22 protein-coding genes are annotated in these 23,247 nt (G+C 63.6%); 14 read left to right on the forward strand and 8 right to left on the reverse strand.

Features of this window, described 5'->3' with window-relative positions; all coding sequences use genetic code 11:
• Window positions 1–6: 6 nt before the first annotated feature.
• Window positions 7–642, forward strand: coding sequence for a LysE family translocator (locus JQ628_RS31950; protein ID WP_212229911.1), 636 nt, complete (start codon window positions 7–9; stop codon window positions 640–642).
• 162 nt (window positions 643–804) lie between these two features.
• On the opposite strand, the gene JQ628_RS31955 is transcribed toward JQ628_RS31950, so the two are convergent.
• A complete protein-coding gene (locus tag JQ628_RS31955) occupies window positions 805–1,431 on the reverse strand; it encodes a glutathione S-transferase family protein (RefSeq protein ID WP_212229913.1) in 627 nt (208 codons plus the stop codon).
• Between the two features lie 193 nt (window positions 1,432–1,624).
• On the opposite strand from JQ628_RS31955, the gene pyrE reads away from it, so the two are divergent.
• On the forward strand, window positions 1,625–2,188 hold the full coding sequence (gene pyrE / locus JQ628_RS31960) for an orotate phosphoribosyltransferase (protein WP_212229915.1): 564 nt from the start codon (window positions 1,625–1,627) through the stop codon (window positions 2,186–2,188).
• A gap of 329 nt (window positions 2,189–2,517) precedes the next feature.
• Window positions 2,518–3,291 carry a DUF2865 domain-containing protein gene (locus JQ628_RS31965; RefSeq protein WP_249128674.1) on the forward strand — a complete coding sequence of 258 codons (774 nt, stop codon included), beginning with the start codon at window positions 2,518–2,520 and terminating at the stop codon, window positions 3,289–3,291.
• Between the two features lie 114 nt (window positions 3,292–3,405).
• On the opposite strand, the gene JQ628_RS31970 is transcribed toward JQ628_RS31965, so the two are convergent.
• Window positions 3,406–3,837 carry a hypothetical protein gene (locus tag JQ628_RS31970; protein WP_212229919.1) on the reverse strand — a complete coding sequence of 144 codons (432 nt, stop codon included), beginning with the start codon at window positions 3,835–3,837 and terminating at the stop codon, window positions 3,406–3,408.
• Window positions 3,838–3,966: 129 nt separating this feature from the next.
• On the opposite strand from JQ628_RS31970, the gene JQ628_RS31975 reads away from it, so the two are divergent.
• Together JQ628_RS31975 and JQ628_RS31980 are read left to right on the forward strand one after the other, a co-directional pair.
• A complete protein-coding gene (locus tag JQ628_RS31975; protein ID WP_212229921.1) occupies window positions 3,967–4,461 on the forward strand; it encodes a DUF3658 domain-containing protein in 495 nt (164 codons plus the stop codon).
• A 127-nt stretch (window positions 4,462–4,588) separates the two neighbouring features.
• Window positions 4,589–5,056, forward strand: coding sequence for a superinfection immunity protein (locus tag JQ628_RS31980; protein ID WP_212229924.1), 468 nt, complete (start codon window positions 4,589–4,591; stop codon window positions 5,054–5,056).
• 104 nt (window positions 5,057–5,160) lie between these two features.
• Here JQ628_RS31980 and JQ628_RS31985 read toward each other — a convergent pair whose 3' ends face one another.
• Window positions 5,161–5,391 carry a hypothetical protein gene (locus JQ628_RS31985; protein WP_212229926.1) on the reverse strand — a complete coding sequence of 77 codons (231 nt, stop codon included), beginning with the start codon at window positions 5,389–5,391 and terminating at the stop codon, window positions 5,161–5,163.
• Window positions 5,392–5,595: 204 nt separating this feature from the next.
• Here JQ628_RS31985 and JQ628_RS31990 point away from each other — a divergent pair, with 204 nt between their 5' ends.
• From JQ628_RS31990 to rocF, 3 genes are all read left to right on the forward strand, one after another.
• Window positions 5,596–8,118: a glycogen/starch/alpha-glucan phosphorylase gene (locus JQ628_RS31990; protein ID WP_249128669.1), complete on the forward strand. Its 2,523-nt coding sequence runs from the start codon at window positions 5,596–5,598 to the stop codon at window positions 8,116–8,118.
• A gap of 201 nt (window positions 8,119–8,319) precedes the next feature.
• Entirely contained in the window at window positions 8,320–9,138 is an 819-nt protein-coding gene (locus JQ628_RS31995; protein ID WP_212229929.1) for an acyl-CoA thioesterase, read from the forward strand.
• A gap of 35 nt (window positions 9,139–9,173) precedes the next feature.
• A complete protein-coding gene (rocF, locus tag JQ628_RS32000) occupies window positions 9,174–10,145 on the forward strand; it encodes an arginase (RefSeq protein WP_212229931.1) in 972 nt (323 codons plus the stop codon).
• Window positions 10,146–10,177: 32 nt separating this feature from the next.
• Here the strand turns inward: rocF and JQ628_RS32005 are convergent, their stop codons facing one another.
• Together JQ628_RS32005 and JQ628_RS32010 are read right to left on the reverse strand one after the other, a co-directional pair.
• Complete coding sequence (locus JQ628_RS32005) at window positions 10,178–11,404, reverse strand: ABC transporter substrate-binding protein (RefSeq protein ID WP_212229933.1); 1,227 nt, start codon at window positions 11,402–11,404, stop codon at window positions 10,178–10,180.
• A gap of 54 nt (window positions 11,405–11,458) precedes the next feature.
• Window positions 11,459–12,160, reverse strand: a complete 702-nt coding sequence (locus tag JQ628_RS32010; RefSeq protein ID WP_212229935.1) for a DJ-1/PfpI family protein — start codon at window positions 12,158–12,160, stop codon at window positions 11,459–11,461.
• Between the two features lie 105 nt (window positions 12,161–12,265).
• Here JQ628_RS32010 and JQ628_RS32015 point away from each other — a divergent pair, with 105 nt between their 5' ends.
• Complete coding sequence (locus JQ628_RS32015; RefSeq protein ID WP_212229937.1) at window positions 12,266–13,252, forward strand: GlxA family transcriptional regulator; 987 nt, start codon at window positions 12,266–12,268, stop codon at window positions 13,250–13,252.
• Window positions 13,253–13,319: 67 nt separating this feature from the next.
• Here the strand turns inward: JQ628_RS32015 and JQ628_RS32020 are convergent, their stop codons facing one another.
• The 3 genes from JQ628_RS32020 to JQ628_RS32030 all read right to left on the reverse strand — a co-directional run bounded on the left by JQ628_RS32020 (window position 13,320) and on the right by JQ628_RS32030 (window position 18,633).
• Window positions 13,320–14,936, reverse strand: a complete 1,617-nt coding sequence (locus JQ628_RS32020; RefSeq protein WP_212229939.1) for a phosphoenolpyruvate carboxykinase — start codon at window positions 14,934–14,936, stop codon at window positions 13,320–13,322.
• A gap of 271 nt (window positions 14,937–15,207) precedes the next feature.
• Complete coding sequence (locus JQ628_RS32025; RefSeq protein WP_212229941.1) at window positions 15,208–17,799, reverse strand: CHAT domain-containing tetratricopeptide repeat protein; 2,592 nt, start codon at window positions 17,797–17,799, stop codon at window positions 15,208–15,210.
• A gap of 99 nt (window positions 17,800–17,898) precedes the next feature.
• Window positions 17,899–18,633, reverse strand: coding sequence for a HugZ family protein (locus JQ628_RS32030; RefSeq protein WP_212229943.1), 735 nt, complete (start codon window positions 18,631–18,633; stop codon window positions 17,899–17,901).
• Between the two features lie 215 nt (window positions 18,634–18,848).
• On the opposite strand from JQ628_RS32030, the gene JQ628_RS32035 reads away from it, so the two are divergent.
• The 5 genes from JQ628_RS32035 (at window position 18,849) to JQ628_RS32055 (ending at window position 22,857) form a co-directional block, all read left to right on the forward strand.
• Complete coding sequence (locus JQ628_RS32035; protein ID WP_212229944.1) at window positions 18,849–19,550, forward strand: response regulator transcription factor; 702 nt, start codon at window positions 18,849–18,851, stop codon at window positions 19,548–19,550.
• 110 nt (window positions 19,551–19,660) lie between these two features.
• The gene (locus JQ628_RS32040) at window positions 19,661–21,469 is read left to right on the forward strand and encodes a sensor histidine kinase (RefSeq protein ID WP_212229947.1); all 1,809 of its coding nucleotides are present in this window, start codon (window positions 19,661–19,663) and stop codon (window positions 21,467–21,469) included.
• Window positions 21,466–21,993: an HPr kinase/phosphorylase gene (locus tag JQ628_RS32045; protein WP_212229949.1), complete on the forward strand. Its 528-nt coding sequence runs from the start codon at window positions 21,466–21,468 to the stop codon at window positions 21,991–21,993. Before JQ628_RS32040 ends, JQ628_RS32045 begins: the two co-directional genes overlap by 4 nt.
• A 133-nt stretch (window positions 21,994–22,126) precedes the next feature.
• Entirely contained in the window at window positions 22,127–22,528 is a 402-nt protein-coding gene (locus JQ628_RS32050; RefSeq protein WP_212229951.1) for a PTS sugar transporter subunit IIA, read from the forward strand.
• Complete coding sequence (locus JQ628_RS32055; protein WP_212229953.1) at window positions 22,525–22,857, forward strand: HPr family phosphocarrier protein; 333 nt, start codon at window positions 22,525–22,527, stop codon at window positions 22,855–22,857. Before JQ628_RS32050 ends, JQ628_RS32055 begins: the two co-directional genes overlap by 4 nt.
• Window positions 22,858–23,247 lie beyond the last annotated feature (390 nt).

Genomic DNA, 23,247 nt, shown 5'->3' on the forward strand with positions numbered 1-23,247 from the left:
TCCCTCATGCCCCACCTCCCCGCTCTGCTCGGTTTCGCCCTTGTCTCGCTCGGTATGGTGCTGACGCCGGGGCCGAACATGATTTATCTGATATCCCGCTCGATCTCGCAGGGCACATCAGCCGGGATGGTGTCGCTCGGCGGCGTGGCGCTCGGTTTTGTGTTCTACATGCTGTGTGCGGCGTTCGGCATCACGGCGCTGCTGTTCGCGGTGCCCTATGCCTATGATGCGTTACGCATCGCCGGTGCGCTGTATCTGCTGTGGCTCGCATGGCAGGTGATCAAGCCGAACGGGCGTTCGCCGTTTCAGGTGCGGGAATTGCCGGCGGACAGTTCGCGAAAACTGTTTGCGATGGGGTTCGTCACCAATCTGCTGAACCCGAAGATCGCGATGCTGTATCTGGCGCTGCTGCCGCAATTCATCGATCCCGCCGCCGGCAGCGTGCTCGGGCAGTCGGTCGTGTTCGGAACGATCCAGATCGCGATCAGCGTCAGCGTGAATGCGATGATCGCGCTGACGGCGGGTTCGATCACGGGATTCCTCGCGCAGCGGCCGATGTGGCTGCTCGCGCAGCGCTGGCTGATGGGGACGGTGCTGGCGGGATTTGCGCTGAAGATGGCGTTCGAGGCGCGGAGGGCGTGAGCTTTCTTCCTTCTCCCCTTGTGGGAGAAGGTGGCGCGGACGCAGTCCGCGACGGATGAGGGGTCTGCATCCGCGGAGAGAACCCCTCACCCGGCCGCGATGCTTCCGCATCGCGTCCACCCTCTCCCACAAGGGGAGAGGGGAAGAGCGCGCTCCTCTGAACTAGTCCAGCTTCGCTTCCATGCCCCGCTTCACCGCCGGGCGGGCCATCAGCGCCTCGTACCAGCGCTTGACGCTGGGGAAATCGGTCAGTTCGACCTTATGGCGCGGGTGGCGCCAGGCCCAGCCGAGGATGGCGAAGTCGGCGACCGAGAGCGCGCCCGCGACGAACTCGCGGCCGGCGAGGCGCTTGTCGAGCACGTCGTAGAGGCGCCGCGTTTCCTTCATGTAGCGGTTGAGGCCATAGGCGCGGTCCTGCTCGTTCTCGAGCGCGATGAAATGGTGCACCTGGCCGGGCATCGGGCCAAAGCCGCCCATCTGCCACATCAGCCATTCATAGACCGGGATGCGCTCGGCTAGCGGCTGGGGGAGGAATTTGCCGGTCTTTTCGCCGAGATAGAGCAGGATCGCGCCGGACTCGAACACGCTGACCGGCTTGCCGTTCGGCCCGTCGGGATCGACGATGGCGGGGATCTTGTTGTTCGGGCTGATGGCGAGGAACGAGGGCGACATCTGCTCGCCCTTGGTGATGTTCACCGGGATCACCTTGTAGGGCAGCCCCATCTCCTCCAGCGCGACCGAGATTTTTCGGCCGTTCGGCGTGTTCCAGGTGTGCAGCTCGATGGTCATTTTCTTGTTTCCCCCAGAGAATTGTTGCGCTTGCCTAGCCCGGAACCGGCTGACGTTACAACCGGCCTTTTCCGTATATCCTGCCCGCTTGCCGCGACGATGAGGGGTGTTGACGGGCCGATATCGGCGCTGGAATGTCCGCTCCTTCGCGAATAGATTGCGCGCCATTTGCAAGAAGCCCGGAACAGACGCCTTGTCCAAATCAGCCTCCCGCGCCCGCCTCGCCGAGATCATCCGCAAGCGATCGTTCGGCCGCGGCGAAATCACCCTCGCCTCGGGCCGTAAGAGCGATTTCTATTTCAACCTCAAGCCGACCATGCTGGACCCCGAGGGCGCCGCGCTTTTGGCCGAGCTGACCTATGAGGCGCTGAAGGACGACAATCTCGATTTCGTCGGCGGGCTGGAGATGGGCGCGGTGCCGCTCGCCGGCGCGCTGGCGCAGCTCTCCTGGATGAAGGGGCACCCGATCGCCGCGTTCTTCGTGCGCAAGAAGCCGAAGGAGCACGGCGCGCGGCTGGCGGTCGAGGGCCTTGCCAAGGGCGAGACCCTGCAGGGCAAGCGCGTCGTGATCGTCGAGGACGTCACCACGACAGGCGGCTCGGCGCTGAAGGCGGTGGAAGCCGTGCGCGAGGCCGGCGCCGAGGTCGCGCTGGTCTTCACCATGGTCGACCGCGAGGAAGGCGCGACGGAGACGTTTGCGGAAGCCGGGTTGCCGTTCCGCTCGCTGTACAAGGCGGGTGAGTTTCTGAAGGACTAGGCTCTCGTGTCCCGGACGCGGTGCAGCGTGAAACGCTGCGCTGCAGAGCCGGGACCCACGCTGCCGAAGCGCCACATCGCATAGGCCCCGGCTCTGCAGCGCACCGCCGGAGTCGCGCTTCGCGCGATCCCGAAGGCGCTGCGTCCGGGGCACAAGAACGAGTCGCATTTCTTTCCGCCAAAACCCGCGCCACTCACCAGTCATTTACCATCCGATCCTATGGTGAATCAGAGCCGAATGCGCGCGGCGCGCTGGCTCGAAATTTCCGTTGCGTCCGGCTGGAGTTGGCGTTGCGTACAGAGTTGGGTTTTCGGCGCATGCGACGCCGGATGGTGTTTGTGGCCGCAGCTTCCGTCGTCGGGTCGATGACCGCCACGCCGCGCATGGCCGCGGCCGAGAGCCTGTTCGATTTCTTCTTTGGCGGCGCCCAGCGCCAGCAGGCGCGTCCCGCACAGGCCACGCCGCAAACGAGCTTCTTTGCCGATCCGTTCGGCATCAACCAGCAGCAGCAGGCGCCCGCGCCGGCGCCGCGCATGGCGGGCTCCGGCCCGGCGTTTTGCGTGCGTAGCTGCGACGGAAAATATTTTTCGATCAACGCACGCGGCAATGCGACGCCGGCGCAGATGTGCCAGGCCTTTTGTCCGGCGAGCGTCACAAAAGTCTATTACGGCAGCAACATTGACTATGCCTCCGCCGCCGATGGCGAACGCTATGCCAATAGCGAGAACGCCTTTGCCTACCGCAAGGCGCTGCGCGCCGACTGCACCTGCAACGGCCGCGATCCGGCCGGCCTTGCCCCGGTCGACCTGACGCTCGACGGCTCGCTCCGTCCGGGCGACGTGGTCGCCACCACCAGCGGGCTGGTGGCCTATACCGGCGTCAAGGTCGGCAACAGCCAGACTGCGGAGTTCACGCCGGTTGCTTCCTATCCCGGGCTGACCGCCGACGTGCGCGCGCGGCTCGGCGAGATGAAGGTGGCGCCGGTGACGGCCGAGATGGTCGCGGATGGGCCGATGCCCGAAGTGCGCGAGGTCACCGGGTCGGTATCAAGCGTGCCGAAAGCGGCTGCGCAGCCGAAGGCGAAGCGGGCGGAGTTGCAATAGGACCCTCATGGTGAGGAGCGCCTCTTGGCGCGTCTCGAACCATGAGGCCCCGCTCATGCCATTCATCCTTCGAGACGCGCGCCAAAGCGCGCTCCTCAGGATGAGGGATAGATCTTACCTTCCCACGATTACGCCGATCACGTTCGGCGCCGTCAGATATTTTTCCTCGATCGCCGCGCGCGCGGCGGCGCGGTTTTCCGGCGTCAGCAGGCCGCGCTTCTCGGCCAGGATCATCCAGCAAAAGCCCCACCAGTCCGTCAGCATGCCGTGGTCGTCGACGAGGTCGTAGCCCTGCTCGGCCGCGAAGATGCGCGCATGCGCTTCATCAAGCGAATCCAGGAAGGTGTGGTCCTCGGCCGAGAACAGGTCGTCGCTGATATCGTCTGATGTGTAGCCCCACACCGACTGGCAGACCGCATTGAACTCGCGGTCGATCTGGTCGTCATCGACGGACCGGCGGCGCGAGGCCTGGTGCAGCCGCGACAGCGTGCGCGCGAAATCGGCGATGCGGGTGAGAGCGAATTGATCGAAGGCGATGGTGGACATGTAGTCCTCGCTAAGCTCAACAGACCATAGATGTTGTGTGGACGGCGTTTCGAATCACTATGATATATCAAAGACTTGCTAAAGTGTTCTTAATTCGTTCTAGTGAAGCTTTCCTGGGGATTGCGGGCCATGGACAAGGCAAAAGCCGTCGAGATTCAAGCGCATCTTTTAAGGGCCGCCAGGGCCATCAACCGCGCAGAGGCAATCATATCATCGCTGGATGCCGACGACAGAAAGAGCCTTTTCAATCCCCTCTGGAACGTCGTCCAACCACTGCATTTCCAATTATTGCACGCGATCTACAAACAGCACCCGGACCTACAGCCACCGGCAAAGGGCAGGCGCTTCGTCGACACAAAGCGGCGATGGAAAGAAGTTGTGCTGCCCGAATCTGTTTCGGAAAGCGATCTCGATGCGATCATCTTTTCCGTCGTTAGTACGCAGTGGCGGAAAGTCGCAATGGTGATCGTCAAAGCTGGAGAGAAGTGTCAGGCGCGCAACCTGCCGGTCGACCACGAGGTGATTGGCGTGCGCATTCGTTTTCTGAGCGAGACGGACCGCCTCGACAGCCAAGGCGATGTGCGCAAATGGCGCTTTAGCGAGATAAGACTACCCGCACGATAAGGCTGCCAACAGCGATCCTCACTGCGCCGCCGACAGCACCCTGTCGCCGCAGTAATTCGCAAAAAACTTGGCCGCCGCACTAAAGTGTTCTTAGTTCGTTCCCTGCGAAAAAGATGTCTCTTCAACCTTGCCGCGCAATCGCGCTCTGGCCGGCTTTTTCCCCACGTTCAATCGAAAACTGACGCTGGCAAGTTTTAATGGATTGCGGCACCTTGAACCGTCTTTTTGGATTATGAGGGGCTTTAAGGTGGAATCGATATTAAAGGTGCTGGCGATCGTTGTGATTGCGGCCATTTTCCTCGGCTTCTTTTTCGCGCCGTCGATCATCGCGTACCGTCGGCAACACGCCTATAGATACGTCATTCTGGGCATAAATCTCTTTACGGGCCTTTCGGGCATTGGATGGCTGATCGCCATCGTCTGGGCGCTCTGGCCTGCCGAAAAGAGTCTCACTGATCCTGTCCTGGGGAATGTCACCGGTCTTGGATATCGCAATACCGGCGACACGCAGGGCGCCGTCGCTTATGGCGTCGAACGCGGCTACGACGAAGAACGCGCCGCTCATGAGGAGCGGCAGCGCACGCGGGCGAGGTAAAACCGGCCCCAGACTCTGCGACGGTGTGAAAAAGCTCAAGATGCCAAGTCCATGGCGCTTTGGCGAAGTACGATCGATGACGTCATCGCCGTGAGATGAATATCTCACATTGCCGACACCATCCTGTCGCCGCAGTAGTTCGCGTAAAACTTGCCGCCGCACTGGCGCTTCATTGCGGCGCAGCGGGCGGCGGGGGAAGCGCCTTTTGCGACGCTGAAACCGCAGGTCAGGCCGTCGGCGCTGCGGCCGCTCTTGCCCTGGGCGAATGCCGCGCTGGAGACGCTGACGCAGATAATCAGCAGTACCGCAGCGACGATTTCGATGATCAGCCTCATGGCGTGATCCTCCCCTGAATTTGCGCCATCCCTCGCGCTTCCGGCGAATTATAGCACCGAAAACCGCCGCGAGGGGCCGGTGGAACCGGCCCGTTCCTTGCATAAAAACACGGCAGTGTCGTGCACAACGCCGCCTCCGGTGGTTTCGGTTGCGGTGTAAGGCGCATATTGTTTGGGTGAGTCACACTGTCGGGAATGTTGGGTTTGACAGAGCATCCACTGCAAAACTATCCGGCGCCGGGCCAACCGGTGGACGAACTGGCGCTGTCCGAGATCAAGGGCGCGATCCTCGCCAAGCTGCGCCTCGCCATTGGCAAGGACACCGGCATGGCGACCAAGCGCGACTGGTACAAAGCCGCCGCGCTGGCGTTGCGCGACCGCATCGTGCACCGCTGGCTCACGGCCGAAAAGGAGAACTACGACGCCGGCCGCAAACGGGTCTATTACCTCTCGCTCGAATTCCTGATCGGGCGGCTGTTCACCGACGCGCTGAACAATATGGGGCTGCTGCCGGTGTTCGAGGCGGCGCTCGGCGATCTCGGCGTCGGCCTCGACGAATTGCGCAAACTCGAGCCCGATGCGGCGCTCGGCAATGGCGGCCTCGGACGGCTCGCCGCCTGCTTCATGGAAAGCATGGCGACGCTCGCCATTCCGGCCAACGGCTACGGCATCCGCTACGATTTCGGCCTGTTCCGCCAGATCATCCAGAACGGCTGGCAGCAGGAATATCCCGACGTCTGGCTGTCCTTCGGCAATCCCTGGGAATTCCAGCGGGCGGAGGTGGTCTACCACGTCTATTTCGGCGGCCGCGTCGAGCATGTCGAAGAAGGCGGCCGCGACCGTGCGATCTGGCGCCCCGGCGAAACCGTGCAGGCGGTCGCCTACGACACCCCGATCGTCGGCTGGCGCGGCCAGCAGGTCAACGCGCTGCGGCTGTGGTCGGCGCGCTCGCCCGACCCGCTGCGGCTGGATGCCTTCAACACCGGCGACTATATCGGCGCGGTGGCCGAGGAAGCCCGCGCGGAAGCGATCTGCAAATTCCTGTACCCGAATGACGAGAGCCCGGCGGGCCGCGAGCTACGCCTGCGCCAGGAGTATTTCTTCGTCTCGGCCTCCTTGCAGGATCTGGTGAAGCGGCACCTCGCCGCCGACGGCCAGTTGCGGAGTCTCGCGCAAAAGGCCGCCGTGCAGCTCAACGACACCCATCCAAGCCTGGCGGTCGCCGAGCTGATGCGCATTCTGGTGGACCTGCACAATTTCCGCTGGGACGAGGCCTGGAAGATTACCGTCGCAACGCTCTCCTACACCAACCACACGCTGCTGCCGGAGGCGCTGGAAACCTGGCCGGTCGAGCTGTTCGAGCGGCTCTTGCCGCGGCATCTCGAGATCATCTACCGCATCAACGTGCAGCATCTGGCGCTCGCCGAGCAGCGCTGCCCGGGCGATATCGAATTCCGCGCGTCGGTTTCACTGATCGACGAGCGGGGCGGCCGCAAGGTGCGGATGGGGCAACTGGCCTTTGTCGGCTCGCACCGCATCAACGGCGTCTCGGCGATGCATTCCGACCTGATGAAGGAGACCGTGTTCCACGATCTCAATCATCTCTATCCGTCCCGCATCACCAACAAGACCAACGGCATCACCTTCCGCCGCTGGCTGATGCTGGCCAATCCGGGCCTGACGGACCTGTTGCGCGAGACCTGCGGCGAGGCGGTGCTCGACGATTTCTCGCTGTTCGAAATGATCGAACAGCACGCCAGCGACAACGCGTTCCAGCAGCGTTTTCGCAACGTCAAGCACCGCAACAAGCTGGCGCTGGCGCGGCTGATCGGCGAGCGGCTCAACACCAAGGTCGATCCTTCGGCGCTGTTCGACGTGCAGATCAAGCGCATCCACGAGTACAAGCGGCAATTGCTCAACATCCTCGAAGCGATCGCGCTGTATCAGGCGATAAAGGACGAGCCGCAGCGCGACTGGGTGCCGCGGGTAAAAATCTTTGCCGGCAAGGCGGCGGCGAGCTACCGCTACGCAAAACTGATCATCAAGCTGATCAACGACGTCGCCGAAATCGTCAACAACGATCCGGACATTGCCGGCAGGCTGAAGATCGCCTTCCTGCCCGACTACAATGTCAGCCTTGCCGAAGTGATCATTCCGGCCGCCGACCTGTCCGAGCAGATTTCCACCGCCGGCATGGAAGCCTCCGGCACCGGCAACATGAAGCTGGCGCTCAACGGCGCGCTCACCATCGGCACGCTCGACGGCGCCAATATCGAGATCCGTGACCATGTCGGCGCCGAGAACATCGCGATCTTCGGCATGGAGGCCGGCGACGTCATGGTCCGCCGCAAGCAGGGATTGGATGCCAGCGACGTGATCAGGCGCTCGCCGCGGCTGGCGCGCGCCATCACGGCGATCGAGAGCGGCGCGTTCTCGCCCGGCGATCCCGCCCGCTTCGCCTCGATCGGCCATGCGCTGCGCTATCTCGACCATTACATGGTCGGCGCCGATTTCGATTCCTATTACGAAGCCCAGCGCGCCATCGACGCGCGTTGGCAGGTGATGCCGGCCTGGACCCGGGCCTCGATCCTCAACGTGGCGCGGATGCCGTGGTTTTCCTCCGACCGCACCATCCGCGAATATGCCGAGGATATCTGGCACGTGCCGGTGCGGCCCGGGCCGCAGGTGGTGCACGCGGCCGGCGCGCAGCGTGGGGGCAAGCGGTAATTTCGGCTGACGGAAGTCGATTACGTCAGGCGTCATTGAATTTGGCGTGCGAGCCCGCGATATTGCTCTTGGGCGTCATTGCGAGGAGCCAACGGGTCGCGCGAATGCGCGCCCGATGACAGGCTCCGCGACGAAGCAATCCACACTTGCTTCCTGGCTTCTGGATTGCTTCGCTTCGCTCGCAATGACGAAAGGCTGGAAATGCTCACCAAGACGCCGCACCTTTTTGACGACGCCACAAAAATCACCGCCGGTGACAGCAGATGGCAGGGGCAGACCAGCCCGGATTACTGGGCGTTTGTCGGCCCGTTCGGCGGTTGCACGGCCGCAACCATTTTGCGCGCGCTGATCGACCATCCGCAGCGCGCGGGCGATCCGCTGGCGATGACCGTCAATTACTGCGCGCCGGTCGCCGAAGGCACCTTCGATCTCGACGTGCGGCTGGTGAAGGCCAACCGCTCCAGCCAGCACTGGTGCGTGGAGATGACGCAAGGCGGCGGCGATGTTGCGACGCTCGCCACCGCCGTGTTCGCCGAGCGCCGTCCGTCCTGGTCGCACGCGCAGGCCGCCTATCCCGGTGCAAAGGCATTCGAGGAAACGCTGCCCTACACGAAGGTCAACGTTCCCTGGGCGAGGCAGTACGATTTTCGCTTCGTTGAAGGTGAGCCGAAATTCGGCGGCGCGCCGTCCTCGGCGCCGCCGGACTCCTACTCGAAACTGTGGATCGGCGATCAGGTGCCGCGCAGGATCGATCTCCTCTCGCTGCTGTCGATGTCGGACGCCTTCTTCGGCCGCATCTTCCACGCCAAGCGCGAGTTCGTGCCGTTCGGCACGGTGTCGCTGACGACCTATTTCCACGTCTCCGCGGAAGATCTCGCGGCCGAGGACATCACGCGTGTGCTGGCGGTCGCGGATGCAAAGATCTTCAACAAGAGCTATGGCGACCAGAACGGTGAATTGTGGTCGCCGAACGGACGCCTGCTCGCCACCACGACGCAAATCGCGTATTTCAAGGCTTGAGGGAACATTAGAGCATCGTTCCCGTTCGGAGCTGCATGTCTGATTTGAGCGAACCGAACCAGCCCCGCATCGCGCTGCTCGGCGTCCCCATCGAGATCGGCGCCTCGCAGGCCGGCACGCTGATGGGGCCCGATGCGCTGCGCACGGCGGGCATCGCGCGCCTGCTCGAACAGCTTGAATTTTCGGTGGAAGATTTTGGCAACATCGCGCGGCCCGCCATCATCTCCGATGGCCCGCCGCCGGCCAACGCCAAATTCTATGACGAGGTCAAATCCTGGATCCGCGTTCTCAGCGAACAGGCCTATGCGCTCGCCCGCTCCGGCGCGGTGCCGATCTTCATGGGCGGCGATCATTCGCTCTCGATGGGATCGGTCAACGGCGTCGCGCGCTATTGGCAAGAACAGGGCCGTCCGTTGTTCGTGCTGTGGCTCGATGCGCATGCTGATTACAACACGCCTGACACGACGCTGACCGGCAACATGCACGGCATGTCGGCGGCGTTCCTCTGCGGCGAGAAAGGCCTCGATCATCTCCTCGGCAACCAGCCGCGCGCCTCGATCACGCCGGACCAGCTCGATCTGTTCGGCATCCGCTCGATCGATCCCTTGGAAAAGAAGCTGGTGCACGACCGCCGCGTGGCGATTGCCGATATGCGCGCGATCGACGAATTCGGCGTCGGCGTGCTGATCCGCCGCGTGATCGAGCGCGTCAGGGCGAAGAACGGCGTGCTGCATCTATCCTTCGATGTCGATTTCCTCGATCCCGGCGTAGCACCCGGCGTCGGCACCACCGTGCCGGGCGGCGCGACCTATCGCGAGGCGCATCTCATCATGGAGCTGCTGCACGATTCCGGCCTTGTGAGCTCGGTCGACATCGTCGAGCTCAATCCCTTCCTCGACGAGCGCGGCCGCACCGCGCGAGTCGCGGTCGAGCTGCTCGGAAGCCTGTTCGGACTACAGATCACCGACCGGCGCACGCCGACGAATGCAATGCTGCCGGGCAGATAGAAACTGGCCGCCGCCCTCCCGACGCACCGCGTTCAATGGCCTCGCTTGACCAACGGGCATTCACTGTCCGCCAATGGCGCGTAGACGTCGCCGCTCGGGATTTTTTCGAGCACGTCGTAATATTCCCAGTTCGTCTTCACCTCGGCGGCATCCTTCACCTGGACGAGGAAGAAGTCGTGCACGAGCTTGCCGTCGTCGCGCACCGTCGCGCCCCGCGCGTAGAAGTCGTCGACGGGCATCGAACGCATCTTCTCCAGCACCGGATCCGTTGCATCGGTGCCTGCCGCTGCGACGGCTTTCAGATAATGGTTCACGCCGGAGTAAACCGCAGCCTGTGGCGCTGTCGGCATGGCGCCGCGAAGCTTGAAAAAGCGCTGGCCAAAGGCCCGGGTCTCGTCGTTCAACGCCCAGTACCACGCCGTGAGCGTGGTCAGGCCCTTGGCGATTTTCGGACCCATGGCGTGAACATCGGTGATGAACATCAATTCGGCCACAGGCTTCTGGCTGCCTTTATCCATGCCGAACTCGTGCCATTGCTTCATCAAGGTCGCCAGTTGCTCGCCGGCATTGGCAAAGGCGATCACCTTGGCTCCGGACGCCTTCGCCTGGAGGATGAAAGAGCTATAATCCGCGTTGCCGATCGGGTGATACACGGCGCCGAGTGACTTGCCACCTGCCGCCGCGAGCACGCGCTGCGACTCGGACACCATGTTCTTGCCGAACGCATAATCGGCCGCGATGAAGAACCAGCTGTCGTAGCCTTGCGAGACCAGCTTGCGGATCGGCCCCGATACCAGATTGTAGGAATCGTGAAGCCACGCCAGCCCGTTGCGCGAGCATTGCTTGCCCGCAAGATCGGTCGTCGCCACCGCCGAATACACCGCAATCCTGTTCTTGTCGCGTACCAGCGACTGGATCGCCAGTCCGACCGCCGAGTTCGACACGTCGGCAACCATGTCGAGGCCGTCGACGTCAAACCATTTCCGGACGATGCCAACCCCGATATCGGGCTTGTTCTGGTGGTCCGCGGCCAGGATCTCGACCTTGATCGACGGGACCAGTTTCTGAAAATCTTCCGCCGCCATCCTTGCGGCAGTGACGGAGCCTGATCCCGACAAGTCGGACAGCGGGCCAGTCTGGTCATTGATGACGCCGATCCGGACGACGCCGCCGGAGAGCTCGGCCGCGCCGGCGGGGAGATTTGATCCGATGAAAGCACTGACGATCAGAAGGGTAGCGATGCGGCAGTTCCAGACCATGCGAATACCTTTCCAATGAATGGCGCTAAGGCTTCCCTCCCATTGACGCGCAGCTTAAGCAGCCGCCCTTGATTTGAGCTTTGCAACAGCCTTCTGCACCGCCGCCGCACGCCTGCGAAGCCAGGGTTCGGCGTCCGTCCGCATGCGCGAAATCAGTTCAGGCGGGGCATTCTGCACCGTGATGTCGAACGGCGGTTGCGGCTGATATTCCAGCATGAGCTGGAGGTTCTTGGCGATCTCTTCGCCGCAGAGTTCGGCTGCGACCTGGAAGCCGAAATCGATCCCCGCCGTGACGCCGCCGCCGGAAATGCGGTTACGATCGACCACGACGCGCTCGTCGACCGCGATCGCCCCGAAGGCGGCAAGCTGGTCGCTCATCAGCCAATGGCAGGCCGACCGATATCCTTCGATGAGTCCCGCGGCGCCGAGGATCAGGCAACCCGCACAAACCGAGGTGATGTACCGCGCCGATCCACCTTTCTCGCGAACGAACGCAATCACCTCGTCATCGTCCATGGTGTCGACCTGCCCCGGGCCACCGCCGATGCAGAACACATCCAGGTCCGGACAGTCGGCGAATGTCGTGGTCGGCAGCAGTGGCAGACCGACGTCGCTGACGACGGGTTCGATGCGTTTCCACAGCAGATGCATCCGAACATTCGGCAGGCGGGCAAACACCTCGAACGGTCCGGTGACGTCCAGTTGGGTCATCCCCGGATAGTACAGAATTCCAATCTCGATCCGCTTGCCGGACATGCCTCGCTCCCTCTTTGAAACGAGCGCAAGTTGACAGGCCGGCCGGTTTGCCGAAATGTCATAATACACGCAATTTCTGCCAAGGACTCCTGCTGAGGCTGGCTGATGGTCCGTTCTGCCGCTCGCCGCGTGGTCTTCGTTCTTTTCGAGGACTGCCTGTTGCTCGACTTCGCCGGGCCGCTACAGGCATTCGAGCTTGCCTGTGAAACATCAGAGACCGGGCGTGCACCCTATGTCTGGCAAATCTGCTCGTTGAAGGGCGGGCCGGTCAAAACCTCTTCCGGCCTGGAGGTGATGACGACGGCGCTCTCCGAATGCGCCCGAAACGGTATCGATACCCTCATCGTGGGCGGTGGCCCCGGCGTCCATCGCGCTGCCGCCGAGGCCGCATTGGTCGACTGGTTTCGTTCAGCGGCGCCGAAGGTCCGGCGTGTCTGCTCCGTCTGCACCGGCACGTTCGTTCTGGCCGCAGCCGGCCTGCTGCAAGGGCGATCCGCGGTCACTCATTGGGGTTCCTGCGACTTATTGCGCGCCAAATATCCCGACGTTTCGGTCCTGGTTGATCCGGTCTTCGTTCACGACCGCGGAATCTGGACGTCCGCGGGCGTGACGGCAGGCATCGATCTCGCGCTCACGCTACTGGAAGACGATCTCGGACACCGCGAAGCCATGCGTATCGCGCGGCGCCTGGTCGTATTCCTCAAGCGGCCAGGCGGGCAGGCCCAGTTCAGCGTGCCGCTATCGCTACAGTCATCCGAAGACCGGGCATTCGAGGGTATCTCGACCTGGATTCAGGACAATCTCGCCCGCGATCTGCGCGTCGAGGATCTGGCCGAAAGAGCGGGCATGAGCCCCCGCACATTCGCGCGCGTTTTCCGGCAGAAGACCGGCCGCACTCCGGGCAAGGTGGTGGAAGAGCTGCGCGTCGAAGCCGCCCGTCGGGCGCTGGAAGAATCAGCATCGAGCCTCAAGCAGATCGCCGCGCGCGCCGGATTTCAGAGCGAAGAGCATTTGCGGCGCGCTTTCCGCCGCCGCCTGAACGTGCTGCCGCAGGATTACCGCGATCGATTTCATCGGGGGCAGAGGCAGTAGCGCAGCGGCACGAAAAAGGGCGGCTCATCGAGCCGCCCTCCACATTACCCGGCATAGGTTTGTCAGATCATTCCGCCGCGAGCTTCACTTCCGGCGCGGCGGCGCGGACGTCGGCGTCGACCGAGCTTTCGAACTTGGCGAAGTTCTTCTGGAACATGCCGACCAGCGCCCGCGCGGTCTTGTCGAACTCGGCCTTGTCCTTCCAGGTGTTCACGGGATTGAGGATCTCGCTGGGAACGCCCGGCAGCGCCGTCGGCACCGCAAAACCAAAATACTTGTCGGTGCGGAATTCGACATTACGCAAGCTGCCGTCGAGCGCGGCGGTGAGCAGCGCGCGCGTCACCTTGATCGGCATGCGGCTGCCGACGCCATACTTGCCGCCGGTCCAGCCGGTGTTGACGAGCCAGCAGTCGACATTGTGCTTGGCGATCAGTTCACGCAGCATGTTGCCGTATACGGAGGGGTCGCGCGGCAGGAACGGCGAGCCGAAGCAGGTGGAGAATTCCGGCTGCGGTTCATTGCCGAGACCGCGCTCGGTGCCGGCGACCTTGGCGGTGTAGCCGGACAGGAAGTGGTACATCGCCTGCGCCGGCGAAAGCTTGGCGATCGGCGGCAGCACGCCGAAGGCGTCAGCAGCCAGCATCACCACGTTCTTCGGATGACCGGCGCGGCCGGTGCGGGAGGCGTTCGGGATGAAGTCGAGCGGATAGGCCGAGCGGGTGTTCTCGGTCTTCGAACCATCGTCGAAATCCGGCACGCGGGTGCGTTCGTCGAGAACGACGTTTTCCAGCACCGCGCCAAAACGCTTGCTGGCGGCAAAGATCGCGGGCTCGGCTTCCTGCGACAGCTTGATGCATTTGGCGTAGCAGCCACCTTCGAAATTGAAGATGCCGTCCGCGCCCCAGCCATGCTCGTCGTCGCCGATCAGCGTGCGCTTGGGGTCGGCCGAGAGCGTGGTCTTGCCGGTGCCGGAGAGGCCGAAGAAGATCGCACTGTCACCGTTGGGGCCAACATTGGCCGAGCAGTGCATCGGCATCACGCCCTTTTCGGGCAGGTAATAGTTCAGCGTGGTGAAGACGCTCTTCTTCATCTCGCCGGCATAATAAGACCCGCCGATCAGGACGATCTTGCGGGCGAAATCGATCGCGACGACGTTCTCCGAACGCACGCCATGGCGTTTGGGATCGGCGCGGAAGGTCGGCAACGTGATGATAGTCAGCTCCGGTACGAAGCTCGCAAGCTCCGACGCCTCCGGGCGGATCAGCAGCGTGCGAATGAACAGCGAGTGCCAGGCAAGCTCGGTGAAGACGCGGGTCTTGATACGATGGGTCGGATCGGCGCCGCCGTAGAGGTCCTGCGCGAACAGCGTCTTGCCTTCGGCGTGCTTGAGGAAGTCGGCATAGAGCGCCGCGAATTGATCCGAAGTGATCGACTGGTTACCGGCCCACCACATGTTCTTGTCGGTGGTGGCGTCGCGAACGGTGAACTTGTCCTTCGGGCTGCGGCCGGTGAATTCACCAGTATCGGCGCAGATCGCACCATCGGCCGAGAGCACCGCTTCGCCCGCGCGCAGCGAGTGCTCATAGAGTTGAGGCGCGCCGTAATTCCAGTGCACCCCCTTGAGATTTTTTAAGCCGAATTTGTCGGCGCCGAAAGCGCCGTTGCGCACACCCGTCTCTTGCACGAAGAAGTCCTCCTGAACCCGCGTATCTCAAGCGGCTTGCCGCCAAGTCGCCTCTCGCGGTGACCTTGCAAATATAGCCTTCCGGCCACGGTCCGGCGACCTATTACTTGGCAACGCCGGGCTTGCCAAGCCGATCCCGGAATATTTGGTTTATTCCATGGCGAGCTTGAGCCGTCTCAAACACTTGCCGCGCTGCCGCGCTTTCTTTGCAAATGCGGATGGTAGCGCGACCATCTGCCGCGAGACGTTTTGCGTCGCACAATCACGGAAATCAGCGAGCCGCCCCTTCACCGATCAGCGCAAACGGACCCCAGAAGCCGGGATAGGCATTACGCGGCGACGAGGCATCGTTGAGATAAGCGAGCATCGCCTGGCGCAGCACCTCGGCGCGGCCAAGTTTGGGGTCGGCTTTCAGCCGATCGAAGGTCGACGTGGTGAGGCGCGTCGCCGCAGCGGAATCGACCGACCAGTGCGTCACCAGCAGCGCCCGCGCGCCGGCATAGAAGAACGAGCGTGCAAGACCGGACAGCGCCTCGGCGCCGGGCTTGTCGCCGGCAATGGTGTTGCAGGCCGAGAGCACCACCCAGTCGGCATTGAGTTTGAGCTGCGCGACTTCGCTCGACGTGAGTAGCCCATCGTCGAACTCCGACGGCTGTGCGGGAATGCTTAGCGCCAGCGACGGTTCGGCAAGACCCTTTACGTCGCCGGCGACGAGACCGTGGGTGGCGAAATAGATGATGGCGTAATCGGCAAGCGGCGTGCGCTTGAGCGTCGTCTCGCTGGCGTCAGCGCCGAGATGGATGTCGGACGCGGGAACGCCGAGATCCTTTGCCACCGCATTCAGTTCATCGGCGGTGTCGGGCAGTTGCGGCAGGGCTTGCGCCAGCCGCGCGCGATCGACGCCGGCGCCGCGCCAGAATTCGGTATAGGCGCCGGTCACCACGCTGCGCGAGGCCGTCTTGATGGCCGTGCGCCGGTCGCCGCCTTGCTTCGACGGATCGAACAGCGGGTCGCCAAAGCCGGTCATCGGTTTTGCGCCGGGATCGCGCCGCGCAAATGCCCGCAGCGCTTTCAGGCTGGTCACCGACGGCAGCACCGAGACGGCCTGACGCTTCAACAGCCACGCCGCATCGCGATAGCCCTCGAACTTTTCCGGAATCGCCAGCGGCGGCTTTTCCGTCACCAACAAGTGAAACGGCAGCGCCGTCAGCGCACCGGATGGTGCGATCAACAGGCTGCGCTTGTCCCTGATCAACGGCTCGAGCGGCGCGAGCAAATCAGTATAGAGCTCATTGGCCAGCGCCAGATCGAACAGGCCGGACTTGCCCGATGCCTCCGTCAGTCCCGCGATATCGAGGCCGCGCCGGAAGGCGGCGATCTTTTGCGACAGCGCCTCGCCGCCGATCGGCAGCGGCTTCCAGTCGAACCCTTCGCGCGTGATCGCGAAGGCAAAGCTTTCCTTCTCCGCCACCGCGAACAGCACCATCGCCTCGTCGCTCGTCAGCAGCGACTGAATCTCCTTCGCGGTGATCGGCAGCGGGCTGGACAGGGCGGAATAGTCGGGGAATTCCCTGGCCAGCGTCTTTTGCAAGGTGGCGCGCTCGGCCGAGATCGCGGCCAGCCGCGCCTTTCCGCGCGCCTCGGTGGCGGCATCGCGCCTGGCGCGATCCTTCGAGACCGCCGCGACGATTGCCTTGTCGAGCGCCTCAGTCTCCGAGCCAAGATCCTGATCCCTGCGGACCAGTTCGGCGAGGCGGTCATTGCCGGCGGCGATGCGCACGGCGAGCTTGTTCACCGCGGAAGCGGCCGAGGATTGCGTGCCGCGCTGGATCACGTTGAGCGCATCGTTCAGCGCCTGCTCCGAAGGCAGCAATTGCCGGCGCTGCGCATCGAACAATATGGGCAGCGCGACGCGGATCTGCGCGCGGCTGCTGCCGATCAGCCGCTGCACCAGCGGCAGGGCGTCGGCCACGCGGCCTTTTGCGCGATAGAGGAAGGCGAGATTGTTAGCCGAGATCGCCGTATCCGGATGATCGGCGCCGACCGCACGCTCGCGGATCGCGAGGGCCCGCTCGTAGAGCGGTTCGGCATCGGCAAGCCGGCCACGCCGCTCATAGAGGTCCGCAAGATTGTTCAGCGAACGTGCCACATCGGGATGATCGGCGCCCAGCGCTTTTTCGCGGATCGCCAGCGAACGCCTGATCATCGGCTCGGCTTCCGCGTAGCGGCCCTGAACCTTGGCGACCTGGCCGAGATTGTTGAGCAGCGTCGCGACCGCGGGATGTTCGGGGCCTCCCACCTTCTCGTAGATCGCGAGCGCGCGCCTGAACAACGGCTCGGAATCGCGATGGCGGCCCTGCTTTTCGTAGTGGGTTGCCATGTTGTTGAGGGATTGCGCGAGATCGGGATGCGAGGCTCCGAGCGATCGCTCGCGGATGGCGAGCGCGCGCTTGAACAGCGGTTCGGCGTCGGCAAAGCGTTCCTGGCGCTGATAAAGCGCCGCGAGGTTGTTCAGCGTCGATGCCACCTCGATCGAATCGAGGCCGGTCGTCTTCTCGAAGATGGAGATCGCGCGCTTGTAGAGCGGCTCGGCCTCGGCGTCCCGCCCGGTGCTGCTATAGAGCTGGCCGAGATTGTTGAGCGCACCCGCGACATCGCGGTGAGCCGGGCCATAGGTCTTTTCCATATCCGCCAGCAGCTTTTCCGCCAGCGGAATGGCTTCGGAATATTTTCCGGCTTTGCTGAGCTCTGCGATGTGTCCGCTGCGCGCGGCAACGTTCTGCGCCAATGACGGCGCCGTGAGGCAGGTGCTTGCGGCCAGGGCGAGCCACAACGACAGGGCAAACCGATTGCGGGATTTCATGGATAGCGGACTTTTGTTGCACGACGGCCCCGCAACGCGAGGCCATGCATGGGTCGCCGCAGACCGCGGGCCCGTTCAAACCGGCGGGCCGGCAATCGGCTAGGTCTTCGCCCGCGCTTCTCCCGCCAATTTGACCAGCATCTTGCGCAGCTCACCGGCGTTCCTCACCCGCTCCGGAAAATCCAGCCGCAGCGTCGCTGCCCCGGCCTGCATGTCCATGCCGTCGGGATCACAACCGGTGCAGCGCCAGTCGGCTTCCTCCGCACCGAGCAGTTTTGTGGCGTAGAGATTCATCGCGTCGCGATGATCTTCGTTCATGTGCTCGACCGCGCCCTGCTCGGCTTCCAGCAAGCCCGCCGCATCCGAGATGTCGGTGAGGAATTGCGACGGCTTGAGATCGATGATCCGGCCGAAGCCGGCCACCAGATGCAGCCCTGAAGAGACGATCCGGAAGAAGGAAAAATCCTTGAAATCGGCGAACGCTTCCGCCGACGGATGGGCGTTGAGATAGCGCCGGCGCAACACGGCAGCGTGATCGCCCGTGGTCTCCTCCGCCCGTCCGGCCAGCATGATGCGCGCGCCCTCGAGCGGATCGCCGCTCGCCCGCTCGTCCAGCATCAGCGAGACCCTGCTGTCGCCGAGAATGTTTTTGGTGTGCACGGCGAGCCGCGAAATCAACAAAATCGGCGACGCATCGGCATCGGCCGCAACATTGACGAGGGAGCAGTAGGGATCGCCGCTGCCGGCCATCAGGGTCGCCAGCGCCCCCTGGCGGCTCCTGCGGAGCAGCGATCGGGCCAGTTTAGAGGGGTCAAAATCAGCGGTTGGCTGCATCAGGAATTTCCGGACATGTTATTGCAATGAGACCCTTTTTCGGTCTAAACGGGATCCCGGATGGGTTGGACGCCCAGACCCCAGGAAGGGTTTTCGCGGAACTCGGTCACACTTCAGCCCAGCTTGCATTGCTCGGTTGACCGGTTCAAAGCCCATTTTAGCGGCGGATCGCCGGTTGCTCGCCGTTTTGGCCACTCTCTATCGAAAGCAGGCTCATGCCCACAATCGCTCTGGTCGATGACGACCGCAACATTCTTACATCCGTCTCGATCGCGCTCGAAGCCGAGGGCTATCGCATCATGACCTATACGGATGGCGCCTCCGCACTGGATGGTTTCCGCACCAGCCAGCCGGATCTCGCGATCCTCGACATCAAGATGCCGCGCATGGACGGCATGGAGACGCTGCGCCGGCTGCGGCAGAAATCCGATCTGCCTGTCATCTTCCTCACCTCCAAGGACGAGGAGATCGACGAATTGTTCGGCCTCAAGATGGGCGCCGACGATTTCATCCGCAAACCGTTCTCGCAGCGCCTGTTGGTGGAACGCGTCAAGGCGGTGCTGCGCCGCTCGGCGCCCAAGGACCCCACCGCCGTGCCGAAGGAGCCCGATGCACGGGCACTTGATCGCGGGCTGCTGCGGATGGATCCGGAACGTCACACCTGCACCTGGAAGAACGAGCCGGTGACACTGACGGTCACGGAATTCCTGATCCTGCAGGCGCTGGCGACCCGCCCCGGCGTGGTCAAGAGCCGCAATGCGCTGATGGATGCCGCCTATGACGATCAGGTCTATGTCGACGACCGCACCATCGACAGCCACATCAAGCGGCTGCGCAAGAAGTTCAAGGTCGTGGATGACGATTTCGAGATGATCGAGACGCTGTATGGCGTGGGCTATCGTTTCAAAGAAACCTGATTTTCGCTGGGCGCGGCCATTGTTAACTGACCAGGCCGCATGGTTTCGGCTAGGATGCAGCGTGGGCGCAATTCGCAAGTAAACCTCGCAACAACGGGCAGTGTTGGCCATTGCTTGATCGTACGCAGCCTGATCCGGGCCACAACGACGGGGGCGTCTCGGCGCCGCTCGCGCCCGCCGGCGTTACCGATGACAAGCCGGCCGAAAAAGGCTGGCAGCGCCCGCTCGGCTGGCTACGCCGCGCCGGACAGTTCTTCTTCGCGCTGTCGTTCTCCAGCCTCACGCGCCGCATCGTCTCGCTCAACCTCGCCGGCCTCGTCGCGCTGGTTGCGAGCATCCTGTATCTGTCGCAATTCCGCGCCGGCCTGATCGAGGCGCGCGCGCAGAGCCTGCTGGTCTACGCCGAGATCATTTCCGAGGCGATCGCGGCTTCCGCCACGGTCGAAGGCAATGCGGTGACCATCGACGCCGACCGCCTGCTGGACCTCAAGCCCGGCGAGAGCTACGGCGTGCCCGACGAATACTCCGATTTCCCGATCAACCCCGAGCGCGTCGCGCCGGTGCTGCGCCGGCTGATCGCACCGACCAAAACCCGCGCCCGCATCTTCGGCAGCGATGGCGGCCTGATCCTGGACAGCCGCAACCTGTTCGCCCGTGGCGACGTGCTGCGCTTCGAATTGCCGCCGCCGTCCGCCGACAAGCCCAACGTCCTCGAACGCGCCGTGGTCGGGATGCGCACCTGGCTCAACCGCGGCGACCTGCCGCTCTATCACGAACTCGGCCCCGAAGGCGGCCGCGGCTACAGGGAGGTCGGCCAATCGCTCGACGGCCAGAAGGCGAGCATGGTGCGCGTGACCGAGCGCGGTGCGGTGATCGTCTCGGTCGCCGTTCCCGTGCAGCGTTTCCGCGCCGTGCACGGCGCGCTGATGCTGACGACACAGGGCGACGATATCGACCAGATGGTGACCGCCGAGCGGCTCGCGATCCTGAAGGTGGGCGGCGTCGCTGCGGCCGTCATGATCGTGCTCTCGCTGCTGCTGGCCAGCACCATCGCCGGCCCGGTGCGGCGCCTTGCCGACAGCGCCGAGCGCGTCCGCCGCCGCATCCGCACCCGCGTGGAAATCCCCGACTTCACGCGCCGCCGCGACGAGATCGGGCATCTGTCGGGCGCGCTGCGCGACATGACGGATGCGCTCTATAACCGCATCGAGGCGATCGAGATGTTCGCCGCCGACGTCGCGCATGAATTGAAGAACCCGCTGACCTCGATGCGCTCGGCCGTGGAAACGCTCCCACTGGCGCGCAACGAAAGCAGCCGTGCACGGCTGCTCGCCGTGATCGAGCACGACGTCAAGCGGCTCGACCGCCTGATCTCCGACATCTCCGACGCCAGCCGGCTCGACGCCGAGCTACAGCGTCAGGACATGACGCTGGTCGACCTCCGCCGCCTGCTGACGACGCTGACCACCGTCGCCAACGAAACCCGGCTCGGCCACGACGTCGCGGTCGAGGTCCGTTTCGAAGGCCGGCCGACCGATGCTTTCGCCGTGCCGGGCCATGACTCCAGGCTCGGCCAGGTGATCTCCAACCTGCTGTCGAACGCGCAGTCGTTTTCGGAGCCGGGTCAAAAGGTGCGCATCGTCTGCCGCCGCGTGCGCGGCGAAATCGAGATCGTGGTCGATGACGATGGGCCCGGGATCCGCGAGGATGCGCTCGACCGCATCTTCGAGCGCTTTTACACCGACCGTCCGCACCAGGGTTTTGGCCAGAATTCCGGCCTTGGCCTCTCGATCTCGAAACAGATCATCGAGGCTCATAGCGGGCGGATCTGGGCAGAGAACCGCCCCGGCCCTCCCGACGAGGACGGCAAGCCCACCGTGGCCGGCGCGCGCTTTACGGTCAGGCTGCCGGTACAATGACGGACGAGGCGCGAGGCACCGTGCACGCGTCCGCCGTGCTGGTGGGCGACCGCGCGGTGCTGATTCGTGGCCCCTCCGGTTCCGGAAAGTCGCGCCTTGCTTTTGACCTGATTCTGGCCGGGCGTTCCGGGCAGATTCCGCCCGCCGTTTTGGTCGGCGACGACCGTGTCCATCTCGACACAAGCGGCGGAAAACTGCTGGTGCGGCCGGCCGCCACACTGACCGGACTGATCGAGATTTTCGGCCTCGGCATCCGCCAGACGGAATATGTGCCCGAGGCCTTCGTGGGCCTCGTCGTAGACTTGGCGGCCGCGGATGCTGAACGGATGCCTGCGGCTGAATCACTCACTACCAAAATAAATGGTGTTGAATTACCGCGATTGCCCGTAAATCTACGGAATTCGCCCCTGCCGTTGATTGCAGCGGCCCTGACGACAACCCCCGGTTCACCCTCCGGCCTACCTTCGGCTGATTGCCGGAAGGGAATTGGTAACCATATTAGACCCACTATCGCGACGGAATGAGACCGGCGCGTGCTTCCCGCTTTACCGCCATTTTCCGGGATCAGCGCGACCGAACCCTCTTGCGCGGGGGCGCTGGATGGTCAAAGTGGCGCGTTCGTGCGGTGCACCAAAAGCACCCACGAGGAGTTTCCCGATGATTGGTCTTGTGCTTGTGACCCATGGGCGCCTTGCCGACGAGTTCCGCGCAGCGCTCGAACACGTCATGGGTCCGCAAAAACAGATTGAGGCGATCACGATCGGCGCCGAAGACGATGCGGATTTATGTCGAAGTGACATTATCGAGGCGGTGAACCGCGTCGATAGCGGCGACGGGGTCGCCATCCTCACCGACATGTTCGGCGGCACCCCTTCCAACCTCGCCATTTCCTGCATGAGCCGACCCAAGGTGGAAGTGCTCGCAGGCATCAATCTTCCCATGCTGGTCAAGCTCGCCAAGGTGCGCGAGGAGCGTTCCCTCCCCGACGCGATCGCCATGGCCCAGGAAGCCGGCCGCAAATACGTCACGATCGCCAGCCGCGTCCTCGCCGGCAAATGAGCGAGGACGACGACGCGCCGCCCGCAAACGATGCCGGGACGGCCGTGCCGCCGGATGCGATTTCCCGGGAACTGCTCATCATCAACAAGCGCGGCCTGCATGCGCGGGCCTCGGCCAAATTCGTCCAGACGGTCGAGCGCTTCGAAGCGGATGTCTGGGTGACGCGCGGCAGTGAAACCGTCGGCGGCACCTCCATCATGGGCCTGATGATGCTGTCGGCTTCTCCGGGGACGCAGATCCTGGTTTCCGCCAAAGGCCCCGAGGCGCAGGCTGTGCTGGACGCGATCACCGCGCTGGTGAACGACAAGTTCAACGAAGAAGGGATTTGAGTTTCTTCCCCCTCGCCCCGCTCTTGCGGGGAGAGGTACGAGGCGAGCTTCGCTCGCTCTCGGGGGGTGAGGGGCTCTCTCCGCACGAGCGGTGCCCGATGGATACACCTGTACCCCCTCACCCGGATTGCTGCGCAATCCGACCTCTCCCCGCGAGCGGCAGGGCTATCGCATATGGCCCATTGAGCGTGTGAGCGAGCCCGGCCTTCATGGTTCGAGACGCGCCGCAGGCGGCGCTCCTCACCATGAGGGTTCTAGGATTTTGCCACGAAACAAGACCTCATCCTGAGGAGCCCGCCAAAGGCGGGCGTCTCGAAGGATGGCCACAACGAAGTCGCCTCATCGAGTCCTCGCTCATATGCGATAGCCCTGCCGCAAGCGGGGAGAGGT

It is taken from the genome of Bradyrhizobium lablabi (genome assembly GCF_018129385.1).
GTDB classification, from domain to species: Bacteria; Pseudomonadota; Alphaproteobacteria; order Rhizobiales; family Xanthobacteraceae; genus Bradyrhizobium; species Bradyrhizobium lablabi_C.